23 protein-coding genes and 1 other RNA gene are annotated in these 24,815 nt (G+C 66.8%); 18 read left to right on the forward strand and 6 right to left on the reverse strand.

Annotated elements, in window-relative coordinates; all coding sequences use genetic code 11:
- Together QM624_RS16715 and QM624_RS16720 are read left to right on the forward strand one after the other, a co-directional pair.
- Complete coding sequence (locus QM624_RS16715) at positions 1-738, forward strand: hypothetical protein (protein ID WP_415093872.1); 738 nt, start codon at positions 1-3, stop codon at positions 736-738.
- Entirely contained in the window at positions 735-2,795 is a 2,061-nt protein-coding gene (locus QM624_RS16720; protein WP_415093874.1) for a glycosyl hydrolase, read from the forward strand. The genes QM624_RS16715 and QM624_RS16720 overlap by 4 nt, the downstream gene beginning before the upstream one ends.
- 79 nt (positions 2,796-2,874) lie before the next feature.
- Here the strand turns inward: QM624_RS16720 and QM624_RS16725 are convergent, their stop codons facing one another.
- Complete coding sequence (locus QM624_RS16725) at positions 2,875-3,720, reverse strand: maleylpyruvate isomerase family mycothiol-dependent enzyme (protein WP_415093876.1); 846 nt, start codon at positions 3,718-3,720, stop codon at positions 2,875-2,877.
- Positions 3,721-3,855: 135 nt separating this feature from the next.
- Between QM624_RS16725 and QM624_RS16730 the strand changes: the two genes are divergently transcribed.
- On the forward strand, positions 3,856-4,470 hold the full coding sequence (locus QM624_RS16730) for a DUF1707 and DUF4870 domain-containing protein (protein ID WP_415093878.1): 615 nt from the start codon (positions 3,856-3,858) through the stop codon (positions 4,468-4,470).
- A 52-nt stretch (positions 4,471-4,522) separates the two neighbouring features.
- Positions 4,523-4,892, forward strand: a transfer-messenger RNA (tmRNA) gene (ssrA, locus tag QM624_RS16735).
- On the opposite strand, the gene QM624_RS16740 is transcribed toward ssrA, so the two are convergent.
- The gene (locus QM624_RS16740) at positions 4,891-6,432 is read right to left on the reverse strand and encodes a recombinase family protein (protein ID WP_415093880.1); all 1,542 of its coding nucleotides are present in this window, start codon (positions 6,430-6,432) and stop codon (positions 4,891-4,893) included. The two genes, ssrA and QM624_RS16740, sit on opposite strands and share 2 nt — an antisense overlap.
- Positions 6,433-6,699: 267 nt before the next feature.
- Here QM624_RS16740 and QM624_RS16745 point away from each other — a divergent pair, with 267 nt between their 5' ends.
- Entirely contained in the window at positions 6,700-8,613 is a 1,914-nt protein-coding gene (locus QM624_RS16745; RefSeq protein ID WP_415093882.1) for an ATP-dependent nuclease, read from the forward strand.
- Entirely contained in the window at positions 8,610-10,292 is a 1,683-nt protein-coding gene (locus QM624_RS16750; RefSeq protein WP_415093884.1) for a UvrD-helicase domain-containing protein, read from the forward strand. The genes QM624_RS16745 and QM624_RS16750 overlap by 4 nt, the downstream gene beginning before the upstream one ends.
- A 26-nt stretch (positions 10,293-10,318) precedes the next feature.
- Here QM624_RS16750 and QM624_RS16755 read toward each other — a convergent pair whose 3' ends face one another.
- The gene (locus QM624_RS16755) at positions 10,319-12,367 is read right to left on the reverse strand and encodes an ATP-binding protein (protein WP_415093886.1); all 2,049 of its coding nucleotides are present in this window, start codon (positions 12,365-12,367) and stop codon (positions 10,319-10,321) included.
- A gap of 352 nt (positions 12,368-12,719) precedes the next feature.
- On the opposite strand from QM624_RS16755, the gene QM624_RS16760 reads away from it, so the two are divergent.
- Together QM624_RS16760 and QM624_RS16765 are read left to right on the forward strand one after the other, a co-directional pair.
- On the forward strand, positions 12,720-12,929 hold the full coding sequence (locus tag QM624_RS16760) for a hypothetical protein (RefSeq protein ID WP_415093888.1): 210 nt from the start codon (positions 12,720-12,722) through the stop codon (positions 12,927-12,929).
- 1 nt (position 12,930) lies between these two features.
- Positions 12,931-13,197, forward strand: a complete 267-nt coding sequence (locus tag QM624_RS16765) for a hypothetical protein (protein WP_415093890.1) — start codon at positions 12,931-12,933, stop codon at positions 13,195-13,197.
- A 187-nt stretch (positions 13,198-13,384) separates the two neighbouring features.
- Here the strand turns inward: QM624_RS16765 and QM624_RS16770 are convergent, their stop codons facing one another.
- Positions 13,385-13,918, reverse strand: a complete 534-nt coding sequence (locus QM624_RS16770) for a helix-turn-helix domain-containing protein (RefSeq protein ID WP_415093892.1) — start codon at positions 13,916-13,918, stop codon at positions 13,385-13,387.
- Positions 13,919-13,975: 57 nt separating this feature from the next.
- On the reverse strand, positions 13,976-14,506 hold the full coding sequence (locus QM624_RS16775) for a YdeI/OmpD-associated family protein (protein ID WP_415093894.1): 531 nt from the start codon (positions 14,504-14,506) through the stop codon (positions 13,976-13,978).
- 101 nt (positions 14,507-14,607) lie between these two features.
- Between QM624_RS16775 and QM624_RS16780 the strand changes: the two genes are divergently transcribed.
- From QM624_RS16780 to QM624_RS16810, 7 genes are all read left to right on the forward strand, one after another.
- Positions 14,608-14,868 carry a FitA-like ribbon-helix-helix domain-containing protein gene (locus tag QM624_RS16780; protein ID WP_415093896.1) on the forward strand — a complete coding sequence of 87 codons (261 nt, stop codon included), beginning with the start codon at positions 14,608-14,610 and terminating at the stop codon, positions 14,866-14,868.
- The gene (locus QM624_RS16785) at positions 14,865-15,272 is read left to right on the forward strand and encodes a type II toxin-antitoxin system VapC family toxin (protein ID WP_415093898.1); all 408 of its coding nucleotides are present in this window, start codon (positions 14,865-14,867) and stop codon (positions 15,270-15,272) included. Before QM624_RS16780 ends, QM624_RS16785 begins: the two co-directional genes overlap by 4 nt.
- Positions 15,273-15,343: 71 nt before the next feature.
- Positions 15,344-15,907, forward strand: a complete 564-nt coding sequence (locus QM624_RS16790; protein ID WP_415093900.1) for a YqgE/AlgH family protein — start codon at positions 15,344-15,346, stop codon at positions 15,905-15,907.
- A 170-nt stretch (positions 15,908-16,077) separates the two neighbouring features.
- Positions 16,078-16,788, forward strand: coding sequence for an MtrAB system response regulator MtrA (mtrA, locus tag QM624_RS16795; protein WP_415093903.1), 711 nt, complete (start codon positions 16,078-16,080; stop codon positions 16,786-16,788).
- Positions 16,785-18,335: an MtrAB system histidine kinase MtrB gene (gene mtrB, locus QM624_RS16800; protein WP_415093905.1), complete on the forward strand. Its 1,551-nt coding sequence runs from the start codon at positions 16,785-16,787 to the stop codon at positions 18,333-18,335. The genes mtrA and mtrB overlap by 4 nt, the downstream gene beginning before the upstream one ends.
- On the forward strand, positions 18,332-20,086 hold the full coding sequence (locus QM624_RS16805; protein WP_415093907.1) for a GerMN domain-containing protein: 1,755 nt from the start codon (positions 18,332-18,334) through the stop codon (positions 20,084-20,086). The genes mtrB and QM624_RS16805 overlap by 4 nt, the downstream gene beginning before the upstream one ends.
- Before the next feature lie 68 nt (positions 20,087-20,154).
- Positions 20,155-20,847 carry a ComF family protein gene (locus QM624_RS16810; RefSeq protein WP_415093909.1) on the forward strand — a complete coding sequence of 231 codons (693 nt, stop codon included), beginning with the start codon at positions 20,155-20,157 and terminating at the stop codon, positions 20,845-20,847.
- A 144-nt stretch (positions 20,848-20,991) separates the two neighbouring features.
- Here QM624_RS16810 and hpf read toward each other — a convergent pair whose 3' ends face one another.
- Positions 20,992-21,612, reverse strand: coding sequence for a ribosome hibernation-promoting factor, HPF/YfiA family (hpf, locus tag QM624_RS16815; RefSeq protein ID WP_298133082.1), 621 nt, complete (start codon positions 21,610-21,612; stop codon positions 20,992-20,994).
- 246 nt (positions 21,613-21,858) lie between these two features.
- On the opposite strand from hpf, the gene QM624_RS16820 reads away from it, so the two are divergent.
- From QM624_RS16820 to QM624_RS16830, 3 genes are all read left to right on the forward strand, one after another.
- Positions 21,859-23,226, forward strand: a complete 1,368-nt coding sequence (locus QM624_RS16820; RefSeq protein ID WP_415093911.1) for an ammonium transporter — start codon at positions 21,859-21,861, stop codon at positions 23,224-23,226.
- The gene (locus QM624_RS16825) at positions 23,223-23,561 is read left to right on the forward strand and encodes a P-II family nitrogen regulator (RefSeq protein ID WP_415085776.1); all 339 of its coding nucleotides are present in this window, start codon (positions 23,223-23,225) and stop codon (positions 23,559-23,561) included. The genes QM624_RS16820 and QM624_RS16825 overlap by 4 nt, the downstream gene beginning before the upstream one ends.
- A gap of 329 nt (positions 23,562-23,890) precedes the next feature.
- Positions 23,891-24,640: a transposase gene (locus tag QM624_RS16830; protein ID WP_415093913.1), complete on the forward strand. Its 750-nt coding sequence runs from the start codon at positions 23,891-23,893 to the stop codon at positions 24,638-24,640.
- Positions 24,641-24,815 lie beyond the last annotated feature (175 nt).

Consider the following 24,815-nt stretch of genomic DNA (forward strand, 5'->3'; position numbering starts at 1 on the left):
ATGACCTGGATCAATCGACTCAAGCTCTGGGGCGGCATCCTGGGCATCGCCGCGCTCGTATTCGCGCTCACCGTGGTGTTCAACCAACGGCAGTCCCAAGTGGCCAGCGTCAGCGCCACCGTGCAGGCACCCACCTCGATCGTCGGATCGTCCTACGGCGGCGTCGTCACCGACACCTACGTCGAGCCGGGCGAGAAGGTGAAGACCGGCCAGAAGCTGTTCACGCTCTCCAGCGTCCAGCTACAGCAGGACGTCGGCAACGGCATCAGGCCGGTGTCCACCGACGCCTACGACATCGACCTGAGCAAGGGCACCATCACCTACAAGTCCGTGGCGGACGGCTACGTCGCCTCGCTCGGCGCCGTCCGTGGCTCGTTCCTCGGCAACGGTTCGCAGATGGCGGCCATCGTGGCGGACGGGCAACGTACCGTTATCGGGCGCTTCGTCCTGGAACCCATCGACTACGGCCGGATCGAGCACGGCGCGTCCGCCCGGATCGTGCTGCCCAACAACCAGCTGGTCACCGGGACGGTGTCGGGTGTGCAGGTGGTCACCGAGGGCGGCGCGCCGGTCACCTACGTGACCATCAGCAGCGACGGCCTGACCGATCCGGCGCTGGCCAATCTGACCAGGCTGGACACCCCGGTCACCGCCATCGTGGAGTTGCGCGACGACGGCTGGCTGTCCGGCCCCTCCGAGACGATGCTCGCCTTCCTGACCAAGATCGGACTGAGGTGATCACCATCACCGCGCTCAACAGAACGCTCACCGGCCTGGTCGCCACCGGCCTGATCGGTCTTCTGGTGGCCTGTTCGGCGGCACCGCCCGCGGCGACCGATGCACCCAGCCCCAGTGTCGGCCGGTCCGGCGCCGAGGGCGACTCGGCCGGCGTGCTGGGCGCCGATCAGGTGGGTCCGCTGCTCCAGGACGTCAGCCAGGCGGCCGGCAAGGATCTCAAGCCGGAACGGCTCGCCGACGGGCTGGTGCCACCGACCAACAAGTGGTTCTCCGGGTTGGTGTTCGGCGACACCGCGCAGCCGGTCTTCCCGCTGCCGCTCAGCTTCGGAGTGGACGCCAAAGGCTTCGCCTTCGGGCTGCCGACGGTGACCACCACCGCGAAGACGATCATGGGCGGCTACGCGCCGATCATCAGTGTCGGCACCGGCTCGGGCACCACCTGGACGGTGACCGGCTACGACGAGTTGTCGGTCACGCTCGAGGCCGCCGTGGCCGGAAAGCCGGTCGGCTCGGTCAGGATCGCCGAAGGCTCGCCCTTCGTCAGCTTCACCGCGGCCGGCTCCGTCGCGCTGACCAGCAACCTGCCGTTCGCGGCGTCCGGGACTGCCTGGTCGGTGCAGGGCGGCGCGGCCACCTACGGTCTGGTCACGTCGGGCCAGGTGTCGGGGACGTCGGTGAACCTGTCCTCGGGCCAGACCGCGACCTGGTTCGCCGTCCCCGACGGGGGCAACCTCGAGACGATGGCGAAGCTGGCCGGCGACCCGCTGAAGGCGACCTCGGCGTCCTATCAGGTGGGTGACAAGGCCACCACCACGCTCGCCTACGACACCACGAACGGCGGTGACACCGCCTTCGCGGCTATGCCGCACCAGGCCAAGAGCCTGGTCGATGCCGGCGACCCGATCGGCAGCTACACCAGCTCGTACGGAACCCTCACCCTGTATGCGGGGAAGAAGCTGACCTGGACGGAGCCGCTGCAGGCGGCGCGCGCCGGCCTGGACCTCTCCCGGCTCTCCGCAGCCGAGCGTTCCGAGCTCGCGGACGCGGTCAAGGCCGACGTCGCGGCCCTGAAGCCCTACCCGGCCGATACCTACTTCGGTGGCAAGGCGCTGTACCGGGACGCCCAGCTCTGGGAGATCGCCAAGCAGGTGGGTGCCGACGCCGAGGCCGCGAAGCTGAAGGAGCGGGTCACCACCCAGCTGCTGCAGTGGGCCGAGCCGAAGGGCTGCGAGGTCCGGGACGCGTTCTGCTTCTTCTACGACACCCGCAACCACGGCATGGTGGGCAGGACGCCGTCCTTCGGTTCGGATGAGTTCAACGACCACCACTTCCACTACGGCTACTTCCTGTACGCCGCGGGGGTGCTCGCGGCCGATGATTCCGGCCTGGCCGAGAAGCTGGCGCCGGTGATGAACCTGCTCGCCGCCGACATCGCGACCTCGCCCGCCAACGAGCACTTCCCGGCGCGGCGGAACTTCGACAGCTACGCGTCCCACTCGTGGGCGTCCGGCACGGCGCCGTTCGCCGACGGGAATAACCAGGAGTCGGCGTCCGAGGCGGTCACCGCCTACGCCGGCCTGACCCTGTGGGCACGCGCCAGCGGCAACCACGACCTGGAGGTCGAGGCCCGGTGGATGCAGGCGCTCGAGGCGGCGTCCGCGCGCGCGTACTGGACCGATTTCGACACCAGTGACCCGGTCTATGCCGGTTTCGGCCACAAGGTGCTGCCGCTGAACTTCGGCGGCAAACGCGACTACGCCACCTGGTTCTCCGCCGAGCCGGCGGCCGCGCTGGCCATTCTGCTCATCCCGGTCAGCCCGTCCTCCGACCAGCTGGGCGGCGACGCCGGCCGGATCGCCGAGAACGTCAAGGAGGGCATCGGCAGCAAGGGCTTCGAGCAACAGTACGGGGACTACATCCTGATGTACTCGGCGCTGGCAGGGGAGGACGCTCGGCAGACCGCGCTGAAGGCCGCCCGCAGCTTCGACCGCTCCACGATCGACGACGGCAACAGCTACAGCTACCTGCTGGCCTGGCTGCTCAGCCTGAAGCCGTAACCCGAAAGGCCCTGCCTAACTAGTTCTGGCCTCCCGTCGACGGGAGGCCAGAGCTAGTTAGGCAGGGCTCTACCGGCGGTTACCAGGACACCCGCAGTTGCTCCAGGAATGACTCCAGGACGGCGGCGTCCCCGGTCACCGTGTAGCTCCGGCCGCGGTTCCACAGGCCGGCGTAGAGGCCCCGGGCGCTGCCGGTGACCCGGGTGCCGGCGGTGTCGGAGGCCCCGACCCGGGCTGTGCAGCCGTCCGGGGTGAGTGACACCGTCCAGGCGCCCAGACCGTCGTCGGTGGTGATCGCGATCTCGGCCGGCTCCGGACGGCGCGGGCCGTACTTGGGCCGCGGGGCGAACCCGAGCAGCAACTCGTCGATGCCGTCCCTGGCGAGCGCGGGGGAGAACCACAACTCGTCCGAACGGGGCGCGCGGCCCAGCTTGGCCGCCATCGCATCGACAGCGTGGATGGTCGTTTCGTGGCATTGCCGCCGGGTCCAGGCCTGGCGGGGCGGGGGAGCGTCGAACAGGAAGAACTGCACGTCCAGGTCCTCCGACGCCGCAGCCAAGGCGTTGAGCAGGTCGACCAGGCCGTCGTCGAGCCACTCCAGCAGGTCGACGGACGCGGCCGCCTCGGCTTCGACCTCGGCGTCCGGGCGTGGCTCTTCGCCACGAACGTTCGCGGTCGCCCAGCGATGAATCAGGCCCTGATGGGTGACCAGATCACGAACCGTCCAGCCCGGACAGGTCGGCACCGGCGCATCCAGGCCGGCGGACGCCGCGTTGTTGCGCAGCACGGCCGTCGCGTCGCCGATCCCCTCGCCGAGATCGCGGAAATCCAGGGTGTTGGGCATGCCCTCACCGTAGAGCCTCCACTCGGCCGAGAGTTCCGCAGCCGTCAGGTGGCCGACGATCACGGAGACCTGTCCGCCCACCTCTCCACCTGGGCTGCCAACTGCTCTCGCCGGTGCGATGGCCGAGGTGGCCGGGCACCCTGAGCTGGGGCATCCGGGCTCAAGCAGGGCCGCGCCCGATATGGCGCACGGGCGCGACGAGGAAAGCTTTGTCGCATGACCCAGGACTTCTTCGCACCCGTTGACAGTGTCTCCAAGCAGGATCGCGACGGCGCCGAGCGGCGCCTTCGCGAAGCGTACGGACTCGGCCGGATGGACGTCGCCGAGTTCGAGGCCAGGATGTCGCGAGTGATCACCGCCGAACGGTTGGAGGAACTGGCCGCCGCGGTCGATGGTCCGCTGCCTTTCGCCGCGGCTGGATCCGGCTATCGCGCCTATGAGCCGTCCGGTGCGGTCTCCGGCGAGGTGCTGCCGGTACGGCCCAGCGCCGATCGCAGCAACGTGACGGCCGCCGTTGCCCACCTCTCGGCGTTCCTGTTCTGGCTGTTCGGGCCGCTGGTCGTGTGGGCGATCAGCCCGGCCGGCTCGTACGCCAAACGCGAGGCGGCCAAGGCGTTCAACTGGCAACTGGTCGCCTCGGCGGTCGGGCTGGCGACGTCCGCGGTCGGCTGGATCCTGTCCGGCGACGGCAACCCGGTGGCCCGGATCTGGATGATCGTCTGGGTGATCCTCACCATCCTGGGTGCCGTCGGTGCGGCCCGCGGCAAGGACTGGCGCAACCCCGTCCGTGCCCTGGTGCCGTGGGAAGTTTTGTCCGAGGGCAAACGTTGATAGGCTGACATGCTCGTCCGGGCCGTGGTCCGGGCGGGATGACAACTCAACAGGGGGTGACTGGTTTCGACTCGGGACGGTAGTCCCAGGAGAAGCGGGCCGAGGATCCAAGGACATCTCGTTAACGATCCTTGGAAAACCAATAACTGCCGACAATTCTCGCGCAGACTTCGCTCTCGCTGCCTGAGCAGTGACCGAAGGGTCAGCCCGGACGTAGCCTTCCGTCCGGTTACTGGCCTCGTATAGAAGGCTTGCTGAGCCGCCTGGGTTCCAGGGGCGGCTCGGGACTTTACTGGAACTGGGCTTGGCTACCACGTGTTGACGCGAGGGTAGGAGCCGAGAAAACCGCCTAGTCAACTGCGCCCGGAGAAGTCCTGGTTCACCTTCTGAGGACGGGGGTTCGACTCCCCCCACCTCCACTTAGATGTCCTTATCAGAACCTCGTGCAGCGACCTGCTGCGCGAGGTTCTGGTGTTCTGTGGCGTCGTCTTCGTCCGGGTTGCCGGCTGAGAGCGTCGTGTAGGGCTCGTTCAGCTCGACACGGATGTCGTCCGCATCAGGGCCGAGCAGGATGCGCGCGAACAGTGTCCGGTTGAGTTGCTTGCGGATGTGGGCAGGAGACCGTTCGTAGGTCGCGTGTGCGTCTTGCAGAAGGTTGAGTGCCTCGCGGATGCCGTCCTCAAGGTCGGCGAGGTCCGTCGCGGCGGTCGTGCGCTCGAGGACGATCCTGGCGTGTTCTGCCTTGAGTCGACGTTGCTCGGCCAGGAAGAGGCTGCGTGGGACGGCGTCGGCGTAGTAGGCGTCGAGGAGCTTGGCCCGGTTCGCCTCCAGTCTCGCGATCTCTCGGTTGAGGTCGTCGATCCGCGCCGTACTCGTCTCGTGTTGGCGGCGCAGGCGCGCGAGAGCGACTCCCTCGATGCGCTCGCGTTGCGCGACGGTCAACGCGACGTTGCGGTAGCAGTCTGCGATGCGCTGCTCGACTTGGGCCACGGGAAGTGCCTTGCGTTGGGGGCATCCGGCTTTGCCGCGGTGGCACAGGAAGTACTCGTACTGGCGCTCGCGGCGACGGGTGTGTTGCAGGATCAACCGGTACCCGCACGCGAGGCAGTAGACCGTGCCCTTCAGGTAGTGGTCGTGAGTGCGGGAGCGCTCGCCGTTGCGTCGCGCGACCAGGATGTCCTGCACCGACGCCCACGTCGCCGCGTCGACGAGAGGTTCATGGGTGCCTGGGTATTCGACGCCGTTGAACGTCACGATGCCCGCGTAGTACGGGTTGCGCAGGAGGTGGTGGACGCTGCGGATCGTCAGCGGCCGGGCGGATGTGTTCGGGCCTGGCCTGGTCGTCAGCCCGCGGGCATTGAGCTCGGAGGCGATTTCGTCCATGCTCCACTCACCGGTGGCGTAGGCGCGGAATGCCCACGCGAGGTGTGGTCCGCGCTCGGGGTCGACGGTGACGGTGCGGATCTCGTGGCCATCCTCGATGTGGCGCTGGTTGAGGTACCCCAGCGGCGCGCGGCCAGGGGTTCCTCCCTGAGTTGCCTTCTGTCGCATGCCCTTCGTCACCTCGGTTGCGAGGTTCTGGGAGTAGAACTCCGCGATGGACGCCATGATCCCATGGAGCAGCCTTCCGCTCGGTGAGGTGCTGATCGCCTCCGTAGTGGAGACCAGGTGCGCGCCGGTCTCCAGGATCGTCTTCGTGATCGCGGCGTCGTCGGCGCGGTTGCGAGCCAGTCGGTCGATCTTGTGGACGATCACGAAGTCCACCGGCGTGTCCTGGATATAGCGCAGCATCCGCTGCAGTTCGGGCCGCTCCAGCGACCTGCCCGAGCATCCTCGCTCGATGAACTCGGCCACTATCAGTGCGCCCATCTCTAGCGCCCGCCGGCGGTTCGCCTCCCGCTGCGCCGGAATCGACAGGCCGTCGGGATCGGTTCCTCGTCGGGCTTGGTCAGTGGTGGACACACGGACCTAGGACACAGCGCGTAGTGGAGACAGCGGTTGGTCTGCTGAGAAGCTCATTTCTCAGACCTTGGATCAGGTAGGGGACGCGTCTCCGCGCGAGCGGGCGACCTACAGAGTCGATCGTCTGACGGTTTGGTTCACTGAGCTCATGGCGAGCGGCGTGCCGGGCCGGTTCGTGTCGGAGGTCTCTACTACCGTCAAGGCTGTGTCAGCGCGCTTAACCCGGTCTTGCACTGGTTCCCGCTACGAGGAGACCACCAACCAGCCATGAGAATGCGCACGCTTCGTCTCAAGGACTTTCAGTCGTTTGGACAAGACCCAACCGAGATCGAGCTCAGCCAGCTCACGTTCATCCTGGGCCCAAATGGGGCGGGCAAGACGGCGGCGCTGGTGGCGCTCGCTCGGCTGTTCAGTCCGGTGGCATCCCTTCGGCGTATCCAGGCAGAGGACTTCCATGTGCCTGCGGGGGATGACGAGCCCGCCGCTACGGAGCTTTGGCTCGAGGTCGACATCGAGTTCGAGGAAGCAGCCGACGAAGACCAGGCGCACCCTTCGATTCCGCCGTTCTTCACGCACATGGCGCTAGCGTCCGGGGACGGTGTGCCGGGGGTTCGGATCCGCCTGACGGCCACGCTCGACGCTGACGGGTACATCGACGAGAAGATCGAATACATCACTCAGATCGATGCCGATGGCGAGCCTACGAAGCGCGCGGACATGTCGCGCCACGATCGAGCTTCGATTGAGGTGCACTACCTGCCGGCCAGGCGCGACCCGGTTGACCACATCGCGTATACGACAGCGTCCCTGCTGGGGCGGATGCTTCGGGCAGCCGACTGGACGAGCGAGCGAACCGACCTGGCTCGTCTCACAGACGAGATATCCACCGCGATGGCCGGCAATGACGCGGTCACGAACATCGGTGCTGGGCTCCAGGAAGCCTGGTCGCGGCTCCACAAAGGCGACTTCTTCAAGGACCCCGGCATTGCATTCGGCCGAGGCGATATCGATGGTGTGCTGCGTCAGCTAACGGTGACGTTCGAGCCCGGGCCGGCCAGAGGGGTCGTCAGCTTCGATCGGCTCAGCGATGGCCAGAAGTCGCTGCTCTACATTTCGTTGGTTCTGGCCTGGCAGGGCATCGCCCGGAGTGTCCTTGCTGGCACCGGGAAGGCCTTCGACCCCGACAAGCTGAGACCACCGGTACACATCGTGCTGGCCCTGGAAGAGCCCGAGAACAGCCTCGCGCCGCAGTACCTGGGCCGGATCGTTCGTCAGCTCCGCGAGGCCTGCGGCGAGGGCGACGTACAGGGCGTGGTGGCGACACACGCGCCTGCGCTGCTCCGGCGGGTACCGCCCGAGGACATCCGCTTCCTGCGGCTCACAGCGGATCGCAAGACGGCGGTCCGCACGATCCTAATGCCCGCGAAGGTAGATGAGGCGGCCAAGTATGTACGTGAGGCCGTTCTGGCCCATCCGGAGCTCTACTTCGCCCGCTTGGTGGTTCTCGGCGAGGGCGATAGCGAGCAGATCGTCCTGCCGCGGGTGCTCGCAGCGGCCGGGATTGCCGAGGACGGTGTCTCGGTCTGTGTCGTTCCACTCGGTGGTCGGCACGTCAATCACTTCTGGCGCTTGCTCGAGCGTCTGGAGATCCCCTACGTCACGCTTCTTGACCTTGATTGCGCGCGCTTCCAGGGTGGCTGGGGCAGGGTGAGCTATGCCGCCAAGCAGCTGAACAGGTTCCGACCGGGCACCTTCGCGGCTGACCGCGTCGCCAAGATCAAGGCTTGGGACGCAGACGCCGATTTTCCTGTCTACAAGGCTGGCTCGGGTGCCCTGCACACGATGGAGAAGCACGGTGTCTTCTTCTCGTACCCGCTCGACCTCGATCTGATGCTGCTGGAGGCTTACCCCGACGCTTACGACGTGACGACGTCCACTCCAACCGGAGCTACCCAGGAGGCAGTTCTCGGTAAGGCTCGGGCCAACGTCGACCGGCTCGACGCTACTCAGCTGGAGCTCTTCGACGAGTACCAGAAGCAGTTCAAGCGGGGCAGTAAGCCGGCCAGCCACATCGCCGCCATGGCTGAACTCGCGGACGACGAACTACTCGCTGACCTGCCGGAGCCGCTTGATCGGATGGTCGACGCAATCCGGGAACGACTGGAGTCGATCCCCGAATGATCCAGCCGGAGGACTGGCGTCCGGCAGACGGCATGGCGCTGGAGCCGAACGCTTTGCGTGCGGTACATGAACTAACCACCAACGTTGTTGTCGCCGCGGGCCCGGGTGCTGGTAAGACGGAGCTGCTCGCTCAGCGAGCTGACTTTCTGCTTCGGACGGGCCACTGTCGCTACCCGCGACGCATCCTCGCCATCTCGTTCAAGGTCGATGCAGCGCGGAACATCCGCGAGCGTGTGCGCAAGCGCTGTGGGGACCAGCTCTCAGCCCGCTTCGACAGCTTCACGTTCCACGCCTTCGCCAAGCGGATCGTCGATAACTACCGCGTACTACTAGCTGGGATGGATGCGCTCGATCCGGACTACACGATCGATCCGGACTACCCAATCCCCGGCAAGCAGATCACGTTTGAACAGCTGGTCGGGTTGGCGATCGAGATCCTCCGGATGAGTCCGCATGCACGGAACGCGATCCGGCAGACCTACACTCACGTCTTTCTCGACGAGTTCCAGGACGCCACGAGCAGTCAGTACACCTTGCTCAAGGAAGCTTTCCTTGGCAGCGGCGCCGCGCTCACGGCTGTCGGTGACGTCAAGCAACGGATCATGAGTTTCGCTGGCGCCCTGGACGGCATCATGCAGAGCTTCGCCACCGACTTCGCGGCCAAATCACTGACGCTATACCAGAACTACCGCTCCGAACCCGTCCTGCGCCGGATGCAGAACCGCATGGTCCAGCTCATGGATCCGCCCGCTGCGGTGCCGGACGCCGAGCTTGCAGGGAGCGAAGGATCTGTCGAGGTGCTGCGCTTCGCTACGTCGGCGGATGAGGCGGTTGAGATAGCCGACCGGATTGAGGCTTGGCTCGCGGAAGGCGTCCCTCCGAGCGAGATCGCCATCCTGGTCCGCCAGCAACCGCACCTGGTGTGCGAGCTGCTGATCGGTGCGCTTAACGCTCGCGGCATCTCCTCACGCAACGAGCAGCGTCGGCAAGATCTGACTGCTGAGCCAGTTGCAGCCTTGATCCTCAATCTGATCCGGGTTCTCGCCGACGAACGACGGTCGTCGGCCTACGAGCACCTGATGCGCCTAATCTCCCGTACAAGCCTGACGGAGGAGATAGCTCTCCGGGGTACCCGAGCCGTGACCCGATTCTTGGCTGCGAAGCGTGAGCGATTGCGGGAAGGCAGTGCTGCGAGGTCGGACTCGGCTGAGTGGAAGAAGGTCATCTCCGAGTTTCTCGCGCTGGTGACTCGCCCGGTGCTGTATGCCTTGTCGCCGGAGTACCAGCAGGGGGAATGGCTCGACAAGCTCATCAAGGACACGATCACGGCCTTCCAGGAGGAACTCGCGGAGGACGGTGATCCGGTTGCTGCGCTGATGCGCTTGTCGGAAGAGGACGCCGTTCGGATCCTCACGATCCACAAGTGTAAGGGGCTCGAGTTCGAGAAGGTCGTCGTGCTCGGCGTGGAGAACGAGCTCTTCTGGATTCGCCGAGACCGTGACCAAAGGCAGCAGCTTGATGCCCTCCGCTCGTTGTTCTTCGTCGCGATCTCACGTGCGAAGAACGAGCTCATCCTGACCTGGTCTCAGCGGCGTCACCGACCAACCGGCGCAGTCAATCGGTGGGACGAGCGCCGTAATCCGAAGAAGGAGTTTCTGGACTACGCGAGCGAGAATTAGCAACTCGTCTGTGGATCGTGACCTGACTATGTCGACGGCAGCCCGAGCTTGTCGAAGAAGGCGCGGTTGCGTTCGGTGGCCGCGTTCACCAGGCGGTCGAAGGACATGACCTCGATATAGGCCTTGTGTGGCTCGTTGAAGCCGAAGTAGCCCATGCCATCGTGGGTCGGGCGCAGACTGGCATACTCGCACCGGCTGACCATCGTGGGTGTGAGGTCGGCCAGCACGTAGCAGAACGCGGGCTGGTCCTTCGAGGCAGGAATCGGGCGACCCGACGCCGTCATGACTCCGCCGCGACGCACGCGTTTCACATACTCGAGCGTCTGCTGGATGGGGTCCTTGTCCTCCGAGGCGTCATTCCGCATCGGCCGCTTGATCTCGACGACGACGATCGAGGGCAATGGCAGCGTCTCACCCTCGGCGGCCAGTACCGGCGACCCGGGAGAACCGACAAGCCGTGTTGCCAGGATATCGGGCTCCTTCGTGGAGTCGGATCCAGTAATCGGCATGCTCTTGAGCGTCTTGTCCGAGGCGAGGTATTCGTGGAAAGCCAGCCGCTCGTCGATGATCCATAGGTTCGAGGCGTCGGTTCCGATCTCGTTGGAGTCTGTGCGCATCGGCATCAGCAGCGAATGGATGGCGTCCTCTCGGGAGTACTTACCGATCTCGTTGGATCGGATCAGCTTGGAAAGGGCGTCGAGAATCGACCGTCGCCGTGAGACGTAGGCCGCCAGATCGGACTGGTTGATGTCCGTGACCGTCTGGAGGTACTTGCTTAGGCGCTCCTGGTAGGCCTCAGGCGTCATGGTGTCAGCCTCGGCGAAGACCGCATGGCCCTGCTCGATGATGTCCGCTTCCAGCTTCTGCAGGTGGCGGTGCAGGACGAGCTCGAGGTCCTGATCCTTGATCGACGGGTCGACCGTTACGCCCAGAAGCTCCAGTCGTGCCAGCACCGGTCGGTATCTGGGCGCTCGGTTACTCACGAACTCGTTGACTCTGGCCTTGCCTTCCTCGCGTGCCGCGGTGAGCGAGTCGGCCAGGAGTTCCTCCATTGCGTGGAGCACCCCGGACCGGATGTCCTCGATCGAGATGTCGTCTTCGATCGTGGCTCCGGGGATTCGCTCACTGATATCGAAAGCCGTGCGGTCGGCGCGCACATGCGAGTCGAGGTAGTCAGAGGAGAGGTAACAGGCGTACGCGAACTCGGCTGAGGTCTTGTCCTTGAGTCGTCCGTATAGCCCGGGGATCTTCCCGGTGAGGTTCTCCTCCATGACCAGGCGGTTCGCAGCGCACCAGTACAGCCGGGGCGTGGGGTTGCGGGTTGACGATTTGAGGCAGAGGTTCGCCATCTCGAACTTCTGACCCTTGATCTCAACCGTTGTCAAGGGCAGTTCGGAGAAGACAAACTCTTCCATCAGGCTGTTGAGTGAGACAACCTCGTCGTCGACGACGGTAACGTCCGGAGCGCCGCCGGGTCGCAGGAAGTACCAGATGCAGTGCTCGAAGATCTCGCGAGCGATGGCATCTGCCGACTTCGGCGCGCTCTTCTGGAAGGCCTCTTTGAACCCGTCCAGGTGAACTGCGGTACCGGCATCGCCGAGGTCTTCGGGATTCTCGGTGTGCTCGACCTCGCCAGCGATCGAGAACCTGAACTGGCGCGTGCACAGTTCGCCGTCGTCGGCCATGTACGCGCTGCGGACGGACACCTTGTCGAACGCCTTGAGCCACAGCAGCCGGCCAACACCGCGGCACCCGAGGCTGGCCTTGTAGTCAGTGTCCAGCGTCTCGAAAGAGTCCATATTGTCCGGCGTGAAGCCGACGCCGTTGTCCTCGACGACGAAGCCCGTGATCGGCTTCAAGGCGACACGACCGGGGCCGGCGGGTCCGAAGTCGAGCTCGTCCTGCCCGCTCCGCTCGATGGTCACTCGCAGGTGTCCTTGGCTCATCCCGTCGCCGAAGCGCACGTCGATGGCTTGGAGACCGTTGATGACAGCCTCCAGCAGAGGGAGGAGCGAGTGTCTCCTGGGAAGGTTCGTGTTGCGCACGCGTCCCGCGAGTGACGTCGTGAGAGCCACCGTTGCCCCCTTTCGATCCGCAAGTGATCAGGACTCTATCGGCCAGCTCAGACAGGACTTGTAAGTCCACGCTGGCGGGAGGTCAATCACTCAACAACTGAGAGATGTCGCGCGTGCCGCGCAACCGGAGCAAGGGGACCGCTGACCCTGCGAGTTGGCTACAGCCTCGAACTACAACGACGTAGTTCTTGTCGGCGTCAACAACTAGACTTCGCCATGAGCACCGAAGCCCTGGGCAATCCCAGGGGGGACCGCTCAGGGCGACGGGTCTAGTTGGCGCTAGAGATCCCAACCCTAGCGCTCCCATGGCGTTGTGCTCCATACGGGCTTCGGCTCAGTTAGGAGTGCCACCATGGCACGAACAGTAAGTAGGAGCGCTCGGACCGGGCGCTTCGTGAAGGCTTCGACGGCCCGTCGGAGCCCGCGCACCACCTCGACCGAGACCGTCGGTCGGGGTACTTCCAGCAAGACGGCGGTCAATCGCTCGACGATCACCGGCCGCTTCGTCAAGGAATCCACGGCCCAGCGCCATCCCGACACCACGATCACCCAGCAGGTGTGACATGGGGATCGAGATCAAGATGAACGGCAACTGGGAACGTGACCTGAACCGCATGGTTCAGGGCGCGGTGCGCGACGTCGCCGACGACTACCAGAAGATGTTCGATCGGCTGGGCCGTCAGTACAAGGGACGCCCCGTCAACGAGGTCAAGGCCGCGCTCCGGCGCGAGTGGTCTCGGCTCGGCGGGACGATCTCCGATGCCGAACTGACCGACTACGCCCAACTCATCAACGAGGGCACCCGCATCAAGATGCAGGTCGGCGAGTAGCAGAACGTCCGGGGCGTGGCGCACGGGGAAGAGTCGCCACGCCCCAGATCAACCAACGCGGCAGAGCCGCGACGCTGAGCACCGCCGGGAGACGGACCCCGGCTGGTTTCTCATGTCCGAAGGGCTCGCCCATGGCGACCACCGTCACCGACTGCACGTCGTGCGTCTGACCCGCGTGCCTCGCCTGCTACACCAACAGCCGTCTCGTCGGCCTGCGGGTCGAGCGCGCTGACGCGGCGGCGTCACCGTGGGCGCGGTTTCGCGTGGACCCTCCTGCCGGCCGTAGTGTGCCGCCAGCAACGAGCACCGCGCTGCGCACGGCACTGGCGCTGACGCCCAACTGCTCCGCCACCTGGGCGAGGCTCCGGCCGCTGTTGTACAGATGGCGAGCTTCATCACGGGTGGAGGACGCGAGTGGCTGGCTGCGCACCTTGACTCCGGCGCTAGTGACGATCTTGGTGATGGTGGTTCGATGGACTCCGAAGCGTTCAGCGATCTGCTTCACGGGCGTCCCGGATGCGTAGGCGTCGACGAGCTTTTGACGTTGCGGGTAGCTCAAACGAGTTTGAGATTTGAGTGCTTGGGTTGGGACTGGGCCGCGCTGATCGCTTCGGGACGATCGTTCGGGGCGAGCGGCGGGGGATTGGGCCTTGCGCTGACTACGGGTGATGAGCGATCTGAGTGGAGCCGAGGGGTTTGAGAGGCTTCTACGGAGGACCACCCTGATGACGGGAAGCCCGCGGCAGCCGCCGCGGGCTTCTTCGCGTCCGGGCGCGAGCTAGACGGACTCGATGAGCTTGCCGCTCTTGGAGACTTCCGGATCGGTGCACGAGGACAGATCGAAGCAGCAGGGACGCCGCTTACCTGCCCGCAGCTTCGAGATCGTGACCTCGACGCGCCGCTGCCGAGTCTCCGGGTTCTTGGTCGCATTCACCCACCGCACCCACTCCCAGCGCGCCATCGGGGTGATGTCGTCCCATTCGCCGGCGATGTCGGACGCCTCGTCCAACGCCGACTCCAAGTCCTTGGGCAATTCGGGCTCGGGCCATGCTTTCCTCGGCTCCACTTCGAGCTTGACCATGTCGTCCACGGCGACTGCGAGGGACTGCAACAATTCGCCGTCGAGGGCCACCCAGTGGCCGCGCCGACCGTCCGGTTCGAGGACTGTGTCGAAGGGATGATCGTGGAGCGTGGCCTTGACGGCGACCTGTCCGCGAGAGGGCAGCTCTGCACTCGCGTCGGCAGGCAGGCGCACCAGGATGCGATCGCCGATTCTCTGCACTTTGCTCTCGAAGCTGATCGTGGTCATGTCTTCAGGCTAGGTGCGGCGGGCGTTCGGAGCTTCTTTGTTTGTGACCGGTCGTTTGCGGAAATACCTCGACGACCGGCTGCCGCATGTAAAATGCATGCATGGCTGTTGCTCTTCAGATCCGCGACGTTCCCGAGGATGTGCGCGACGTCATCGCGGCCCGCGCCGCCGAGCGGGGGCAGTCGATGCAGACGTACTTACTTGAGTTGCTTCGTCGTGAGGCGCGAATGGCGGCCAACGTGGACATCCTCCGCCGATCCGCTCATCTCCGCATCGAGATCCCGGAGGAGCTGAGTCCCGAGCGCGTGATCCGCGAGGGTCGGGACAGCGGGTTCGCCATCGACCGCAGCGACACCGCGTGATCGTCGTTGATGCCGGAGTCTGGGTCCGTGCACTGGTGGACGCGGGCGCGGCCGGTGAGGCGTGCCGCGTCCTGCTCTCCGCAGATCCCGACTGGGTGGCACCTTCCCACGCCGCGATAGAGACGTTACGCACGCTGCGCCGCTACGAAGCGGTCGGCCTACTGACCAGGCCACAGGCCGACGCCCATGCCGAAACTGTGGTGGCGGCGGAGGTTCGCTACGTCGGCGCCGAGCCGTGGTTGCTAGCCGGGGTCTGGCGGCATCGGCACACGATCAGCCCCTATGACGCGCCGTACGTGGCATTGTCACTGGCCCTGGATGTCCCGCTCGCGACACTCGACGAGCGTCTCGCTCGTGCGGCTGAAGCGATCGGTGCGCGTGTCGTCGTGCCCGGAACAGCCTGATCGTGAGGCAACGGCACATGCTCGTCGGGCCTGCCATCGGGTGGCATGCTTAGGGCCATGAGGGGGCGAGCATGACGACCGGTGAGGTGACGCCCGGCGTGCTGCTGGTGGCCAGCACCGAGCTCGGCGACGGCGTGTTCGACCAGAGCGTGGTGCTGGTGCTCGACTCCGACGAATCGGGTTCGCTCGGCGTCGTGATCAACCGCGAATCGACCATCGACCTGCGCAGCGCGCTGCCTGCCTGGGCGCCGCTGGTCAGCGAGCCCCAGGTGCTGTTCGAAGGTGGCCCGGTCTCCCAAGAGGGTGCGATCTGCCTCGCCTCACCGCAGCGCGCGGACGAGGAACCGCCCGGGTGGCGGTCGCTGTTCGACACGGTCGGCCTGCTGCACCTGGACACCCCGGTGGAGATCGCCGAGGGCGCCTACCGCGACCTGCGGATCTTCGCCGGCTACGCCGGCTGGGCGCCGGGGCAGCTGGAACGCGAGCTCGAACAGGGCTGGTGGCATGTGGTGCCGGCCAGCTACGCCGACGTGTACGACCGCGACCCCGACACGCTGTGGCGCCGGGTCCTGCGACGGCAGGGCGGTGACCTCGCGCTGCTCGCCACCTGGACCACTCATCCCGAGCGGAACTGACAAGCGCCGTCCAAGGCCGCGCCTCACCGTTGGTTGAGCCTGTCGAAACCTTGTGCCATGCCCGGAGTCCGAGGTCTCGACAAGCTCGACAGCGAGTCAAGCACTCGTCGACGCTTTCGGGTCGCGGGTTACACTGCGGGAACGGTTGGCGTCCGGAACGAGGGAGTGCAGTGTCGGACGGAATACAGCGCGCACAACGCATCCTGGTGATCGACGACGATGTCGCACTGTCCGAGATGCTGCAGCTGGTGCTCCGCGCCGACGGATTCGACGCTTCCTGGTGCAGTTCCGGTCTGCGCGCGGTGGAGGCGTTCCACCGCTACCGGCCCGACCTGGTGCTGCTCGACCTGATGCTGCCAGGCCGTGACGGGGTCGACGTCTGCCGCGACATTCGCGCCGTCTCCGGCGTCCCGATCGTGATGTTGACCGCGAAGTCCGACACCCGTGACGTGGTCGAAGGCCTGGAGGCCGGCGCCGACGACTACGTGGCGAAGCCGTTCAAGGTGAAGGAGTTGCTGGCCCGGATCCGCACCCGGCTGCGGCGTCATGTGCCCGCCGAGGATGCCGGCACCCTGCCCATCGGCGACCTCACCATCAGCGTGTCCGAGCACACCGTCCGGCGCGGCTCCGAGCTGATCACGCTCACCCCGCTGGAGTTCGACCTGTTGCTGGCGTTGGCGAAGCGGCCCCGGCACGCCTTCAGCCGTGAACTGTTGCTCGAGGAGGTCTGGGGCTACCGGCACGCCTCCGACACGCGGCTGGTGAACGTGCACGTGCAACGGCTGCGCAGCAAGATCGAACGCGATCCTGAACATCCCGAGATCATCGTCACCGTCCGCGGCATCGGCTACCGGGCCGGGGAGCCACGCGAAGCCCTATGACCGTCGAGGCCGGTGACCGGATCCGCCGGACGCCCTGGTCACGTTCGCTGCCGTTCCGGGTGGTGGTGACCGCACTGGTGGCGGCGTTGACGGTGTTGGCCGCCACCGGCTGGTTCCTGATGGACCAGTCCTCGCGCGGCATCCTGGACGGCAAACGGCAAGCCAGCCTGGCCGAGGCGTCCGTGGTGCTGGACGGCATGCAACGCTCGCTGCGCACCCTCAACCCGCGCACGTCGTCCATCAACGAGCAGCTCACCGAACTGGCCCGGGACGCCGCCTACCGCGGTTCGGTCGGCAACCAGTACTACGTGGTGGTGGCGGGCCCGGTCTCCGACATCGGCTCGGCGGGACTGGAGTACGGCAGCGTGCCCGAATCGTTGCGGCGGGCAGTGCTGCGCGCCGACGGCATCTATTCGACACCGACCGAGATTCGGTTCACCGATGCCCGGCCGGCGGTGCCCGGGCTGGCGATCGGGTCGGCGCTCACCGCACCCGGCGGCACCCCGTACCCGGTCTACTTCCTGTTCACGGAGCAGTCCGAAGCCGAGACCCTCGCGGTGGTGCAGCGCGCGACCGTGGTGGCCGGTCTGATCGTGCTGGTCGGCGTCGTCGCCACCGTGTACCTGATCGCGGTGCAGGTGCTGCGTCCGATCCGAGCCGCCAGGCTGGCGGCCGAGCGGTTGGCCTCTGGTCACCTGGACGATCGGATGGCGGTGCGCGGCACCGAGGACCTGGCCGGGCTGGCCCGGTCGATGAACCACCTGGCGACCGAGCTGGACCGCAAGCTGACCGAACTGGAGGACCTCTCCCAGGTGCAGCAGCAGTTCGTCTCCGACGTCACCCACGAACTGCGCACCCCGTTGACCACCGTCCGGATGGCCGCTGACGTTCTGTACGGGCAGCGCGAAAGCTTCGATCCGCTCGCGGCACGAAGCACCGAGTTGCTGTCGGCCGAAGTGGGCAGGTTCGAGGAGTTGCTCACCGATCTGCTCGAGATCAGTCGCTTCGACGCCGGGGCCGCCGAGCTGAGCCTGGAAGAGGTCGATCTGGCGCAGATCGCGGCCGAAGAGCTCACCGCGCAGAACCGGCTCGCCCAGCAGCACGGCATCACGCTCGAGTTGGATGCTCCCGCACCGTGTCTTGCGGAGATGGATCCCCGGCGTATCCGGCGCATCCTGCGGAACCTGATCACCAACGCCATCGAGCACGGCGAGGGGCGTCCGGTCACGGTGCATGTGCGCGCCGACGACGGTGCGGTCGCCGTGGCGGTGCGTGATCACGGCGTCGGCTTCAGCGCCGCCGAGGCGCACCTGGTCTTCAACCGGTTCTGGCGGGCCGATCCGGCCCGCCGCCGCACGGTGGGTGGCAGCGGCCTCGGCCTGGCCATCGCGCTGGGCGACGCGCGACTGCACAACGGCTGGCTGAACGCCTGGGGACGGCCCGGTCAGGGTGCGCAGTTCCGGCTCACCCTGCCACGCAAGGCGGGGGAGAGTTTCGTCTCGTCGCCGTGGCCGGTGGTGCCGGACGACGCGGGGGTGACGGCATGACCAGGGCACAGCTGGCGCGGCGCGCACGGCTCGTCCGGACGGCCGGTGCCGGTCGATGGCCGGCGACGATCGTGGGGACGCTGTGCTTCCTGGCCCTGCTGGCCGGCTGCGTCGCGGTGCCGACCAGCGGACCGGTGGAACGCCATGCGCCGGCCGAGCAACAAGCCAACCCGGGAGTCGACATCGCACCGGTGCCGCCGGCGCAGGGCGCCTCGCCCGGCCTGATTGTGGAGGGCTTCCTGCATGCAATGGCCACCTACCAGCCGGGCTACGCGGTGGCCCGCGAATTCCTCACACCGGAGGCGGCCGAGGCGTGGCAGCCCGAATCGGGAGTCGAGATCTACGCCGCAGGTTTTCCTCCTCAGGTCAGCGATGCGGGGGTGGTGCTGACTGCGCCGCTGGTCGGCACGCTCGATCCGCGGGGCTCGTTCACCCCGGTGGACACGCCCTACCTGCATGACTTCGGGCTGGTCCGCGACGCCGAGAACCAGTGGCGGATCTCTCGGCCACCACGCGGCCTGTTGGTTTCGCAATCGCTGTTCACCGGCTCGTGGGCACGCGCTGACGTGTGCTTCTGGGATGTCACCGGGAACTGGCTGGTGCCCGACCCGCGATTCTTCCCGTCCGGAGCGTTCGGCATGCTGGCGACCGCTCGGGCGGTGCTCACCGGACCCGCCCCCCAGGCCTCGGCCGCCTATGCGCCGGCGCTGTCGGACCACCTCGAAGTGTCATCGGTGACCCTCGGCACCGCCGGGATGGCGACAGTGGAACTCACCGGCGATACCGACGCGCTGGACGCCGCGGCGCGTCGCCGGCTGGCCGCCGAACTGGTCTGGTCGCTGTCCTCACTGGAGGGCGTGCTCAGCGTGAGGGTGCGCGGGAGCGGGGTGGTCTGGGAACTGAACGGCACCGGAGTGCTCACCACGGCGGATTTCGGGCAGGGCGCACCGGTGCCCCCCGATCCGGGCGACGGGGTCTACCTGTTGCGCGGGGACGCGGTCGAGCGGGCCAGTTGGTCGGAGCCGTTGGCGGCCCCGCAACCACTCCCCGGCACCACCCGCCCGGCCAGTGGGCTCGCCGTCGGGGCCGACGGCCAGACTCTCGCGCTGATCACCGACGACGGCACTCGGGTGCGCAGCGTGTCGGTGCGCGACGGTGCCAGTCGCGAGGAGCTGAACGGCTCGGGCTTCGCCGCGGTCCGGTGGACCAGGCAGGGTGAGTTGTGGGTGGTTCTCGATCGGACGCGAGGCACCCGGCTGCGGGCGCTGAGGGACGGCCGGGAGGTTCCCGTCGACACCGACGCGCTGCCGGCCGGCCGGATCCGCAGCTACGCGCCGGCACCGGACGGCGTCCGGGTGGCGCTGGTGATCGAGAATCAGGGCCGCACCGTGCTGGGGGTGGCGGCCGTCGTCCGGGGCCAGACGGGGATGAGTGTGGTCGGTTGGCGGCAGCTGACGCCGTCCAGCTGGGCGAAGAGCAACCAGCCGCCGGTCGACGTGGGGTGGACGGGCACGGCCAGCCTGTTGGTGCTGCTCGGCGGTAGCACCGGGGCTCGCGTGGTCGGTGTGGACAGTGAGGGAGCCGTCGCGACCGATGCCCGCCTCAACGACACGGCGGCACTGGTGCAGTTGGCGTCCTCACCGTCGGGACGGGCCGTGCTGCGGGGACCGGACGGCCAGACCTGGCGGTTCGTCGACGGCTTCACCTGGGAGCCGTGGCTGGACCGGGTGGCGGCAGTTTCGCTGCCCTGAGGCTCGTCTCGGCGCGTGGGGCTGTGGATAACTCCATCCGGACGGGCCGCTCGCGGCACACTCGGACGATGAAATGGCGCGGGCTGCTGGAGGCCGCGGCCGACCTGGCCTGGGGCGGTAGCTGCGCCGGGTGCGGACGCCCCGGACCGGTCTGCTGCCCGGCATGCGCGCGGTTGGTGCGCGAGCAGCCGCCGCATCCGGTACCGCTGGACGAGCTGGCCGGCAAGGTGTGGGCACGGGGCGAGTACGCCGACGAACTACGCGCCCTGATCCTGGCCTGTAAGGAGCGGCAGGGTCTCGGACTGGTGCCGCTGCTGGCCGAACTTGCGGTGGGCAGCGTGGCGGCGGTGCTGCGGGAGAGTTGGCGTTCAGGACCGGTGGTGTTGATGCCGATCCCGTCGAGCCGCGCCACCGTGGCCGCCCGCGGGTTCGATCTGACCTGGCTGCTGGCCAGGGGTGTGGCGCGACGACTGGGCCGCCTGGGGCTGGAGATCCGGGCGCGGCGCGGGCTCGTGCTGACCGCCGGCACCCGCGATCAGGTCGGCCTGGGTGTCGTCGACCGCGCGGTCAACCGGCAGCACAGCCTGCGTGCCCTACCAGGGCCGGCGGGACAGGTGGTGCTGGTCGACGACATTGTCACCACCGGTGCCACGCTCACCGCGGCGGCGCAGGAACTGCGCGCCGCCGGCCACCAACTGCTCGGGGCGGGGGTGATCGCGGCCACGCCGCGTCGGGACGGTCACCGCTGGAGGTCGCCGTAACCACCGCCGCTCGAGCTTGTCGAGACTACCGCGGGGTCGAGCCGGTGGTGGGCACCGCTGGTCGAGCTTGTCGAGACCCCATCAACTACAGGGGTTTCGACAAGCTCAACCAACGACAAGCTCAATCGAACGGCGACGTGCGGCTCAGGCGCTCTGCTCGGCCGCGGTCTCCACGTCGAGATGAATGACGCCGTAGTCGTAGGCCTTCCGGCGGTAGACCACGCTGGGAGCGCCGCTCTCGGCGTCCACGTAGAGGAAGAAGTCGTGGCCGACCAGCTCCATCTCGTCCAGCGCCTGCGCCAGGGTCAGGGGAGTGGCCTTGAACAGCTTCTCGCGGACGACCAGCGGGCCGTCGCCGTGCACTTCCAGGCCGGCGATCTTGCGGATCTCCGGACGATCTTCTTCGTGCTGCGGGGTGGGTAGTGGCGGCGCACCGAACTGCTGACCCGCCCGGAGTCCGCGGTGCACCTTGCGACGGTCGGCCGCCCGGCGCAGTTGCGACTTGAGCCGGTCGAGGGCGTGCTCGAAGGCGATCAGCTTCTCGTCCGCGCTGGCCTCGGCCCGCACGACGGGACCGCGGCTGCGCAGCGTTATCTCCACAGCGGTCGCCTGGTCGGGTTGTCGGGCGTGCGGGTTTGCCGACACCTGGACCTCGACCCGGATGACCCGATCTCGCAACTTCTCCACACCGCGCAGTCGTTCGGTGACGCGCGCACGGAAGTCGTCGCTGATCTGGCAATGCCGGCCGGTGACGAGAACGTCCACTGCAACCTCCTGATCGATCGGGCCCGGCTCGTCGAGCCGGGCGGAACCCGAAAGGCGCCTGGCACTACCTCTGATGCGAGGTCGGTGGCCCTGGCGCCATGTGTCCAACCTACTGGCGCATCCTGGGGTTTACCAGGCTCTCACCTGTGCGTCGCCGATTGGTCGGCAATACAGCTGTAACACCGCGAAATCGTGGCGTAACCGGACTCGAACTCCGGCGAAACACCAGCGGGTGATCGTTGCGGCATGACCCTGTTAGAACTCAACTCCGGCGACACCGCCTGGATCCTGATCAGTGCCGCGCTGGTGCTGCTCATGACCCCCGGTCTCGCCTTCTTCTACGGTGGCATGGTTCGTGCCAAGGGCGTCCTGAACATGATGATGATGAGCTTCATCTCGATGGGTGTGATCGGCGTCCTGTGGGTGCTGTTCGGCTACAGCATGGCGTTCGGCAACTCCGTCGGGGGTGCCGGCATCATCGGCAACCCGTTCGAGTTCGCCGGACTCGAGAGCCTGCTCACCAACGATCCCGAAGCCAGCTACCCGGCCCTGGCGTTCGTCGCCTTCCAGGCCTGCTTCGCCATCATCACCGTCGCACTCGTCTCCGGCGCTATCGCCGACCGTGCCTCGTTCGGCGGCTGGACGCTGTTCGCCGTCCTGTGGGGGACGCTGGTCTACTTCCCGGCCGCGCACTGGGTGTTCGCACTGGGTGATCCGGAATCCGGGCTGGTGGGAGGCTGGATCCTCAACCAGATCAAGGCCATCGACTTCGCCGGCGGCACCGCCATCCATATCAACGCTGGTACGGCGGCCCTGGCGCTAGCCCTGGTCGTCGGTCCGCGGATCGGTTTCGGCAGCAAGCCGATGCGGCCGCACAACATGACCCTGGTGATGCTCGGCGCCGCCCTGCTGTGGTTCGGCTGGTTCGGCTTCAACGCCGGTTCGGCCGCTGCCGCCAACGGCCTGGCCAGCCTGGCCTGGGTGAACACCCTGGCCGCCACCGCGGCCGCGATGCTCGGCTGGTTGATCGTGGAGAAGCTCCGGGACGGCCATCCCACCTCGCTGGGTGCGGCGTCCGGAATCGTTGCGGGCCTGGTCGGGATCACCCCGGCGGCCGGCGCGGTCAGCCCGATCGGCGCGATCATCCTCGGCCTGGTGGCCGGCGTGGCCTGTGCCTACGCGGTCGGCCTCAAGTTCAAGTTCGGCTTCGACGACTCGCTCGACGTGGTCGGCGTCCACCTGGTCGGTGGTCTGGTCGGCACCCTGCTGATCGGTCTGCTGGCCGATCCTGCCACCTCCGGCGACCCGGCTTCGCCTGCTGTCGCCGGCCTCTTCTACGGCGGCGGCTTCGATCAGCTGTGGCGGCAGGCCGTGGGTGCCTTCTCGGTGATGGCCTTCTCGTTCGTGATGAGCTACCTGATCGCGCTCGTGGTCAAGCACACCGTCGGCTGGCGGGTCTCCACCTCCGACGAACTCGGCGGCATCGACCTGGCTGAGCACAGCGAGGCCGGCTACGACCTGAGCCCGGTGTACTACTCCAGCCGGGTGGGGCACACGCTGGTGCTGACCAAGGACGACTTCCCCGAGACCAACAAGACGGGAGCCTCGAAGTGAAGCTGGTCACCGCAATCATCCAGCCCGAGATGCTGGAACAGACCCAGAAGGCCCTCGTCCGGCACGGCGTCGGCGGCATGACCATCAGCGAGGTATCCGGCTACGGGCGTCAGCAGGGTCACGTCGAGGTCTACCGCGGCGAGGAGTACACCATCGACTTCATCGTCAAGGTGCGCCTCGAGATCCTGGTCGACGACCCGGAGGTCGAGGAGGTCGTCCAGGTGATCGCCGGCGCCGCCCGCACCGGCTCGGTCGGGGACGGCAAGGTCTGGGTCGTCCCGGTCGAGAACGTCGTCCGCGTCCGCACCGGTGAGAGCGGCCTCGCGGCCGTCTGAATCAACCGTCACTACAAGACCTGGGGGGACCCGCAACAGCGTGGTGGAAGACGGGGCTCCGAGTTCGCTCGGAGCCCCGTTTCCGCGTCCCGGTACGGGGGGACGGTTCTTTTCGTCCCGCTTCCGGTACGGGGGGACGGTTCTTTTCGTCCCGCTTCCGGTACGGAGGGACGGTTCTTTTCGTCCCACTTCGGACGAGATCGGACCCCATGCCGACGTCGACCCGACCGATCGCCGAAGGAGTTATCCACAGGGCAGCAGAAAGATCGCCCCAACCGTCGCGTTCGCTCTTAGGCTCAGGGCGAGCACCGAAGAGGCGGAGGTACCCGATGACTCGTCAACCCAGAAGACCGTCCGAGACCGGCGTGCACCACGTCATGCTGCGCGGAGTGAATCGCGACGTCATCTTCCTGGAGGACGAGGACTTCGAGCACTTCCTGCGGGCCCTACAAGACACGAAAACCGTCTCGGGCATTGCCGTCCTGGCGTACTGCCTGATGACGAATCACGTCCACTTGGTGCTGCGTACAGAGCGGGAGCCGATCGGTGTCGTGATGAAGCGACTCGGCGTCCGCTACGCGAGTTGGTTCAATCGCAAGTACGGACGCGTCGGGCACGTCTTTCAGGATCGCTTCGTCAGCAAGCCCATCGAAGATGATGCCTATCTGAGCGCCGTGCTGCCCTACATCTGGAACAACCCGGTAGGGGCGGGCATGGCGACTCGGCCCGAGGACTACCGGTGGAGCAGCCGGCGTTGGCTCAGCCATGAGTCGCCGCTGCTCGACCACGACCTCCTGGGCAAGCTGCTGTCGGTGGACGCCGAGGAGTTGGCGGACGTACATGCAGCGGACGGCGTCGAACTCGACCTACTCAAGCCTCTCCGCTACACACAGGCTGACGCAGTGGAGCTACTGCATGCGGTGGCCGGAGTCAGGACGCCGCAGGACTTCCGCACGCTCTCCCGGCAAGCTCAGCGCCTCGTGGTGCGGGAGCTCAGAACTCGCGGAGTCTCTTATTCCCTGATCGCGCGGATCGTAGGAACGTCGAAGTCGACGGTGGCGCGCATGCAGGTTGCGTGACTCGGACTGCCAAGATCACGCCGGGGGTGGGACGAAAAGAACCGTCCCTTCGTACCGGGGGTGGGACGAAAAGAACCGTCCCTTCGTACCGGGGGTGGGACGAAAAGAACCGTCCCTTCGTACCGGGAGTGGGACGAAAAGAACCGTCCCCTCGTGCCGGACGCGGGCGCGGAGA

The organism is Micropruina sp., from assembly GCF_047606365.1.
Lineage (GTDB): Bacteria > Actinomycetota > Actinomycetes > Propionibacteriales > Propionibacteriaceae > Micropruina.

Coding starts and splice junctions, on each gene's coding strand:
- QM624_RS16780 (WP_415093896.1), top strand. CDS start 14,608: ATGGCTGTTGCTCTTCAGATCCGCGACGTTCCCGAGGATGTGCGCGAC.
- QM624_RS16715 (WP_415093872.1), top strand. CDS start 1: ATGACCTGGATCAATCGACTCAAGCTCTGGGGCGGCATCCTGGGCATC.
- QM624_RS16805 (WP_415093907.1), top strand. CDS start 18,332: ATGACCAGGGCACAGCTGGCGCGGCGCGCACGGCTCGTCCGGACGGCC.
- QM624_RS16750 (WP_415093884.1), top strand. CDS start 8,610: ATGATCCAGCCGGAGGACTGGCGTCCGGCAGACGGCATGGCGCTGGAG.
- QM624_RS16760 (WP_415093888.1), top strand. CDS start 12,720: ATGGCACGAACAGTAAGTAGGAGCGCTCGGACCGGGCGCTTCGTGAAG.
- QM624_RS16765 (WP_415093890.1), top strand. CDS start 12,931: ATGGGGATCGAGATCAAGATGAACGGCAACTGGGAACGTGACCTGAAC.
- mtrB (WP_415093905.1), top strand. CDS start 16,785: ATGACCGTCGAGGCCGGTGACCGGATCCGCCGGACGCCCTGGTCACGT.
- QM624_RS16775 (WP_415093894.1), bottom strand. CDS start 14,506: ATGACCACGATCAGCTTCGAGAGCAAAGTGCAGAGAATCGGCGATCGC.
- QM624_RS16745 (WP_415093882.1), top strand. CDS start 6,700: ATGAGAATGCGCACGCTTCGTCTCAAGGACTTTCAGTCGTTTGGACAA.
- QM624_RS16790 (WP_415093900.1), top strand. CDS start 15,344: ATGACGACCGGTGAGGTGACGCCCGGCGTGCTGCTGGTGGCCAGCACC.
- QM624_RS16830 (WP_415093913.1), top strand. CDS start 23,891: ATGACTCGTCAACCCAGAAGACCGTCCGAGACCGGCGTGCACCACGTC.
- QM624_RS16730 (WP_415093878.1), top strand. CDS start 3,856: ATGACCCAGGACTTCTTCGCACCCGTTGACAGTGTCTCCAAGCAGGAT.
- QM624_RS16810 (WP_415093909.1), top strand. CDS start 20,155: ATGAAATGGCGCGGGCTGCTGGAGGCCGCGGCCGACCTGGCCTGGGGC.
- QM624_RS16820 (WP_415093911.1), top strand. CDS start 21,859: ATGACCCTGTTAGAACTCAACTCCGGCGACACCGCCTGGATCCTGATC.